Annotated in this window: 3 protein-coding genes and 1 pseudogene; 3 read left to right on the forward strand and 1 reads right to left on the reverse strand. The window is 43.9% G+C overall.

Annotated elements, in window-relative coordinates; translation table 11 throughout:
• Nucleotides 1-339 (forward strand): RidA family protein (locus AC1DDX_RS27630; protein ID WP_477623064.1); only part of this gene is annotated, 339 nt, incomplete at its 5' end.
• 36 nt (nt 340-375) lie between these two features.
• Here the strand turns inward: AC1DDX_RS27630 and AC1DDX_RS27635 are convergent.
• Nucleotides 376-939 carry a Crp/Fnr family transcriptional regulator gene (locus AC1DDX_RS27635; protein WP_337716115.1) on the reverse strand — a complete coding sequence of 188 codons (564 nt, stop codon included), beginning with the start codon at nt 937-939 and terminating at the stop codon, nt 376-378.
• A gap of 191 nt (nt 940-1130) precedes the next feature.
• Between AC1DDX_RS27635 and AC1DDX_RS27640 the strand changes: the two genes are divergently transcribed.
• Nucleotides 1131-1367, forward strand: coding sequence for a hypothetical protein (locus AC1DDX_RS27640; RefSeq protein ID WP_477623065.1), 237 nt, complete (start codon nt 1131-1133; stop codon nt 1365-1367).
• A 132-nt stretch (nt 1368-1499) separates the two neighbouring features.
• Nucleotides 1500-2143, forward strand: a pseudogene (locus AC1DDX_RS27645) (hypothetical protein); the annotation flags it as partial.

Below are 2143 nucleotides of genomic sequence, written 5' to 3' on the forward strand. Positions count from 1 at the left end.
CTTGTGGGAGATTTGCTATTTATTTCGGGCCAGACCGCTATTGATGATGACGGCAAGCTGATCGGTCTGGGCGACTTTGATGCGCAGGCAAAAAAAACCTTTGAGAACCTTGAAAAGGTACTCACAGCAGGTGGCTCAAGTTTTAAGAACCTTGTCAAGGTAACCATATTGCTGCGTGATATGGCCAATTTTGAAAAGATAGTAGAGCTCCGCGGCAGATACTTCTGCGAGCCATACCCTGCTGATACAATTATGGAAGTCTCTTCTCTATTTTCCAAAGATGCCCTTATTGAAATAGAAGCAATTGCAGTTGCCGATAATGCTGCGACCTGGAAGTAAGCATGTAAGTCAACGGAGACGTTGTCTCCGTTTCTTTTATTTTTTAGCAATCTCTTTCCGTATCTGGCTCAAAAATACAGGTGTGATGCCCAGAAATGAAGCAATATGCTTTTGAGGTAGCCTTTGTTCGATATGTGGATAAAGATCCAACAACGCAAGATACCTTTCTTTGCCCGACATGCTGATGGAATTCAGCAAACGCTGATCTTGGGCCATACTGGAACTTTCATTTAATATCCGCCAGAAACGTTCCGTTTTCGGTACGTTCTCCATCAATCTCTCCCGGCCCTCCAGGTCTATCTGCAGCAGCACAGACCCCTCAAGGCTAATGATATTCCGGCTTGCTGGCTGTTGCTTTAAAAAGCTGGTCAAATCCGATATCCACCAGTCTTCCAGAGCGAAATGCAAGGTGTGCTCATCACCCCTGCTATCTACATAAAAGGACCGGAGAAAGCCTTCAGATACATAGCTCTCATAACGGCATAGCTCTCCTTGTGCAAGCAAGTATTGTTTGGGAAGTAACTTACGTATCTTAAAGAACGAGCAAATATAATCCTTCTCCTGGCTGTCGAGACCGATCCGGCGTTCGATGTGCCGCACAAGTCTATTGTAATGTTCTTTGGTGTGCTCTTGCATACTGCTTGCAATTTACGAATTTAAACTAAGCAGGGATCACCTGCGAAATACCTAGGCCTATAGTAAACATTTAATCATCTGATCAAAAGCTTTTATTGAAAGAAGCCAAACATGTGAGTGCTGCAATTGTTAATCTTATACTAAAAAAAAGAAAAATGGAAAATTTTAGCAGCAGTACAGACAAAGATCATGATAATATACATCCCCGAAAAGTCATTCCTCCGAGTACTGAGGACGCCTCTCAAGCTGATCAAAAAGACAGTCCGGAAGATATTCAGGAGAAAGATAAATCTGATGCCAGCGGCACTGAAGATGCTGATTCCGAAAATACTGAACCCGGTCAGGATAAAAATGAAGGGGATGTTCCGCCAATAGAAACAGTTGCCCCTTAATTCCGAAAGGGACCCTGGCAATTGTTTAATATTTGTGAGAAATTCTGTGAGTCGCTTTGTAATTTTTGTAATTATCGAGTGACGAATTGCCGGAATAGTTGGTAATTAGTTTTGTAAAAGTTAAATTTAATTATGAGAACAAATGCCATGCACTCGGAGCTTTCGAGCACACAATCCAAGACCATATTCGGGCCAGGCCCGCTTGCAGTTGAACTTTTTGAGCGGCTGCCTGTTGCAGTATATACCTGCGACTCTTCAGGATACATTACCTCCTACAATCAGGCTGCAGCGATGCTTTGGGGAAGGGAACCTGAGCTAAACAAGGATCTTTGGTGTGGATCGCGGAAGGTTTTTTATACTAATGGCGAACCCATGGCACTTGACAGCTGCCCAATGGCAGTAGCATTGAGCGAAGGTTCACAGGCTAACGGGACCGAAACCACCCTTGAACGTCCTGATGGTTCCAGAAAAAGTGTATTTGAGCATCCGGTTCTTTTATTTAACGATCAGGGCCAGCTGTGCGGAGCCGTTAACACGCTTATAGGCATAGCTGAACAAAAAGACGCGGAGCTTCAATTGCTGAAGCTACTTGAGCAAGTAAAAGAACTTAGTATAAATGAGCAAGAATTCACCGACCTGGCCAGCCAGGAGTTTAAAACTACGTTGGCAAGTGTTTCCCAATATCTGGAATTGATCTTGCGGTCAGTCCGGCCAGATGACGCAAACTCAACGCTGCTCATCAGAGCACAAAAACAACTAATGGCGATACATAAGCT

It is taken from the genome of Pedobacter sp. 10L46_2, from assembly GCF_056395165.1.

Bases quoted from the DNA above. Each gene is read 5' to 3' on its own strand.
- AC1DDX_RS27640 (WP_477623065.1), top strand. From the start codon at position 1,131: ATGGAAAATTTTAGCAGCAGTACAGACAAAGATCATGATAATATACAT.